Here is a 4,814-nt window from a genome sequence, read left to right as displayed (position 1 = left end):
TTCTCGTATATTTAAAATCATATCAACTTCTCCTTTATATTTACAAAAAAATCAATAAAATAATATTTCTTCACTATAATTCATAGAATTATTTCAATATTGAAACAATACTTTCTAAGACCTGAAGTAAGTATTCCTAAAGCCCTAAGTGAATATCCCTAAGACCTGAAGTGAGTATTCCTAAGGGTCTTAGGAAGTATTCCTCAGCCCCTTAGGAAGTATCTCTGTGGCTCTTAGGAAGTATTCCTTTAGTTTTTAACAGTTTTATTCTTGAAATATTGACTTTACAAGGGACTTGAACTTGTCGCCGCGGTCAAATTCGTTGGAGAACATTCCGAATGAGGTTGCGCCCGGAGAAAAAACAACAGGCAGCCAGGTATCAGAAAAAACTTCACCGTAGTTGCGGCTTGCGTTTTCAGACATGAGGCAGGTTTTAAGAACATCAAGAAGAATCTGCAAGGAATCAAACGGACCTTCGTATTTTACGCCGCGCTCATCAAGCATAGAAACAAGTTTGTCTGTTCCAGTGCCGGAAAGCAAGTAAATTTCATAAGGCGGAAACTTTGTGTTGTTTTCAGGGTCAAGGCATCTTGCAAGCGGAAGAAAGTCCAGTCCTTTGTCTGTTCCGCCGGCAATAAGAACAACTCGCTGATCAAATGACTGGCTTGCCGCCGCGCACGCTTCTGGAACTGTTGAGCAGCTGTCGTTATAAAAGACAACCTTGCGTCCGTCAGAAGGGCTTTTCCAGTCGTAGAATTTTTCAAGACGGTGAGGAATCCCTTTCCACTGCCCCATCACGGTGCAAATCTGAGCCGGAGCAACTCCCATAAGGTACATCGCAAGACTGGCATTCAGAACATTGGCTCTCATGTGCTCACCCGGAACTTGCAGACTTTCCATTACAACTTCTTCAAGAACCGACTTTTCCTTTAGACTTGGTTTTACAAATTCGCAAGGAACACGCGCAACTCCTTTGTAGGAAGAACCGCTTTTTTCCAAGTAAGCTCCAAAAATTCCCTTTGGCAAAAGAGCCTTGCTGTACCTAAGAACTTTGGCTTTTGTTTCGCTTGCAAATAAATCGCCCCAGCAACGACAGCCTCTTTTTGGGGAAGCTGTTTCTTTAAGGTAGTTGTCTTCGTCAAAATCAAGAATTGCAAAGTCATTCTTATCTTGGTCAGCAAAAATCAGCTTTTTATCTTCCACGTAGCTGTCCATGTCGCCATACCAGTTCTGGTGGTCTGGAACAATCTTTGTAATTATAGAAATCTTCGGCTTTAAAAGTTTTCTTCCGCGCAAATCCGCAAGCTGCCAGCTAGAAAGCTCAAGCACAACAGGAGTAGTTCCGTCTGTTTTTTCAAGGAAAGAAAGCGGGCTTACGGTGATATTTCCGCCCAAGAAGCATTTAAAGCCTGCCTGATTCAGTCCATAAGAGAGCGCGCTAACTGTACTGGATTTTCCCTTGCTTCCTGTAACTGCAATTATAGGAGCTTTTGTAAAGCGCAAAAAAATGCTGATGTCTGTTTCAATTGCTTTTGCGGCCGCAAGGAACTGATTGCCTTCAATTTTTACGCCGGGATTTTTTATAACGCAGTCCGCATTTGAAAAATCTTCAATCTTGTGTCCGCCTAAAACAAAGCGAAGTTTGGACTTGTCAAGAAATCTGTCTTTTGCAAGAGATTCAAGAGTTGGCGCAAGCTGCTCGGCAGTCTTCATGTCAGTAACGGTAACAAAAGCTCCGTGCCTTAAAAAAAAGCGGACACAAGCTTCTCCGCCGCCGTTAAGTCCAAGCCCCATTATTGTAATTTTCTTGCCCTTTATTTCATCAAGCGAATTAAAATAGCATCCATGCGGATAAATATGTGGCATTTTTCTCCTCCCAATTTTACGTTTCTATCTTGAAGTGCAAAGGTTCTGTTTTGCCTTGAAATTTTCAATTCCTTCTTTAAGAAGATAATCAATAAGCTCAGAATATTCCAAACCATCTGCGGCGCACATTTTGGGGAACATACTGATTTTTGTAAAGCCCGGAATTGTGTTTATTTCGTTCAGGTAAATTTCGCCAGTCTTGCGGTCCACAAAAAAATCCACGCGGCTCAAGCCCGAAGCGTTTATTGCGGAATACGCTTTTTTTGCGGTTTCCCTTATGAACTCAAGCTTGTCATCTGAAAGAAGAGCTGGAATTTTTAGTTCAGCTCCGTCCGGGTCGTTGTATTTTGCATCGTAGTCATAAAAATCATGCTTTGGAACAATTTCTCCCGGGCCGTAAGCTTTTAAAAGCGTGCAGTCAGATTCTGAAGTTGCCGTTACAGAATTTCCAGTTACAGAGCATTCAACTTCGCGAGCGTCAATCGCTTTTTCAATAAGAACTTTGTTGTCCCAGCTGAACGCTTCCATGAGCGCAAACGAAAGCTCTTTTTTGTTCCGGGCAAGGCTTGCTCCGTCACTTGAACCTGCGGCGCATGGCTTTACAAAAAGCGGAAACTCAAGTTTTTCAATCGCCTCTTCAATCAGCTTGTCATAAAGGGAGCTTGAATTTATCTGGCTTCTTGAAAGGCACATATACGGAACAACGGGAATTCCTTCGTTCTTCAAAAGAATTTTTGTAGTTTCCTTGTCCATTGCCGCGCTTGAAGCCAAAACTCCGCAGCCAACAAACGGAACGCCAGCCATTTCAAATACGCCTTGAACAGTTCCGTCCTCGCCATAAGTTCCATGCAGAATCGGGAACACAATATCGCACGGAATGTAGTTTCCGCAGGCAAAAAACACGTTGTCTTTTCCGCGCCCAAACGAAACTTTAACTTCGCGGCTGTCATCTTCGTGCACACAAAGAGCAGCTTCCGGGTTGCCTCTTACTTCCTCAAAAACTGAATTATCTTCAAGATACCATTTTCCGCCTTTGGAAATTGAAATGAGAGAAACGTTGTGATTTGCGCTGATGTTTCTAATTACCGAGGCGCATGACAAAAGCGAAATTTCATGCTCGCCAGATTTTCCACCGTATATTAAAACTACATTCATTTTGCAAACCCCATTTCTTTTAAAGCTTTTTTTGCTTCTGAAATTTCATCGTATTTTATAGCATTGTCGGCGTAAATTATAGAATTTTCATGGCTTTTTCCAAGCAGAAGAACAATGTCGTTTTCCTTTGCCATGCCGAATGCTTTTCTGATTGCCTGCGGACGGTCTGGAACAAGGAACAAATCCACATTGTCTTTTTTGCCTTCTTTTCTTGCCCCCAAAGCAATCTGTTCAATAATTTTCATTCTGTCTTCTTTGCGCGGATCTTCATCTGTAAGAATCACAATGTCGCAGAAACGTGCGGCAATTTCACCTTGAAGAGGACGTTTTGTTGTGTCGCGTTCACCGCCAGAGCCAAACACGCAAATCATCTTGCCCATAGCTCGGTTCTTTACAGGCGGAAAAATTGTCTCAAAACTAGAAGGCGTGTGGGCATAATCCACAATCACTTCAAAAGGCTGACCTTCGTCAATTACAGTCATGCGGCCTTTTACGCTCGTAAGCTTTTGCGCGCACAAAGCAAGTTTTTCTATTGAAATTCCAGTTGTTCCATGCACAGCTAAAATCGCAGCCGTTATATTGTACGCATTGAACGCTCCTGGAACAGAAGCCTTTACATGGACAACAGAATTTTCATTGTTGAGTGAATCGTGGGTTTCAAAACGGTGAATGCTGAATGCAAGCCCGAATCTTGCCGAAGCTATATTCCTGCACGAAAAATAAGGCATGTCTTTTGGAATTTCTGGAAGCGGAGGAGATGAAAGTCCCAAAGCCGCCTGCTTGCCTGCCTTTCCTTCCGTAGTGAATCCTATGGTTTTGTGCTTGGTGCAGGAAGCAAAATAAGACGCCGCAGGATCTTCCAAATTAACAACTCCAAACGCAGGAACTTTTGTTGCAACGCCGGCGATTGTTTTTTCGTGATTATGCAAATCCAATGAACGGAATAAGTTAGCCTTGTCGCTTTTGTACTGCTCGTAGGTTCCGTGGAATTCCAAATGCTCAAGCGTAACATTCATAAAAACAGCGCAGTCAAAAAGAACATCGCCAAGCCTGTTAAGTTTTTTGCTCAATCCGTGGCTTGAAGATTCCACAACGGCGTGAGTACATCCGTTGCAAACCATCTCATAAAGCTCACGCTGCACAATGGGAGCTTCCGGCGTTGTCTGGTGCTGTGGATTGTCTATAGCGTCTCCTCCAAGTGAATATTGCACTGTGGAAATAAAACCCGCCTTGATTCCGTTCAGACGCAAAAGTTGCCATATAAACGAAACAGTGGAAGACTTTCCTTCCGTTCCTGTAACTCCGTAGACAACAAGCTTTGAAGAAGGATTGTCATAAAAACACGAGCTTACAGGCGACATTGCAAACCTTGCTGAAGGAACTTTTACAAACACAACATTTTTTGAAGAGGAAGCCAAAGCCGCCTTTATTTGCGACTGCTCTTCCTGCGTAATTTCATCCTGAAAAATAACTGCGCTAGCCCCGCAAGACACCGCCTGTGCTATAAATTTATTTCCGGTTGTGTGAGTTCCGGGCAAAGCGAAAAACAAATAGTTTTCTTTTACATCCCGGCTGTCAAAAGCAAGACCTTCTATGCAAGCATCTGTATTATTTGGGGAAGAAATTCCGTCTTCCGCCACAATCTTATAATCAGTTTCTTTAGAGCCAAGCGACTTCAAAAGCACGCACAAATTCTTTTCCATAATGCGCCATTCTACCACTTTAAAAAGAAATGCACAATGAAACCCTATCATTAGGATGCAAAACTATTCCGCCTTGACTGCAAAAAAGTT

General features: G+C 42.8%; 3 protein-coding genes. All 3 read right to left on the bottom strand.

Going from position 1 to position 4,814, the window contains the following annotated elements; all coding sequences use genetic code 11:
- Positions 1 to 264 precede the first annotated feature (264 nt).
- The 3 genes from murD to B4C08_RS04880 are packed head-to-tail and all read right to left on the bottom strand — an operon-like array spanning position 265 to position 4,724.
- On the bottom strand, positions 265 to 1,866 hold the full coding sequence (gene murD / locus B4C08_RS04890; RefSeq protein ID WP_296663578.1) for a UDP-N-acetylmuramoyl-L-alanine--D-glutamate ligase: 1,602 nt from the start codon (positions 1,864 to 1,866) through the stop codon (positions 265 to 267).
- A gap of 24 nt (positions 1,867 to 1,890) precedes the next feature.
- Positions 1,891 to 3,021: a D-alanine--D-alanine ligase family protein gene (locus B4C08_RS04885; RefSeq protein ID WP_296663575.1), complete on the bottom strand. Its 1,131-nt coding sequence runs from the start codon at positions 3,019 to 3,021 to the stop codon at positions 1,891 to 1,893.
- Positions 3,018 to 4,724, bottom strand: a complete 1,707-nt coding sequence (locus B4C08_RS04880) for a Mur ligase family protein (protein WP_296663572.1) — start codon at positions 4,722 to 4,724, stop codon at positions 3,018 to 3,020. Before B4C08_RS04880 ends, B4C08_RS04885 begins: the two co-directional genes overlap by 4 nt.
- Between the last annotated feature and the right edge of the window lie 90 nt (positions 4,725 to 4,814).

Origin of the sequence: Treponema sp. UBA753 (assembly GCF_002297325.1) — a bacterium.
Lineage (GTDB): Bacteria > Spirochaetota > Spirochaetia > Treponematales > Treponemataceae > Treponema_D.
The sequence above is the reverse complement of the archived record's forward strand: the minus strand, read 5'-3'. Positions and strand labels throughout refer to the sequence as shown.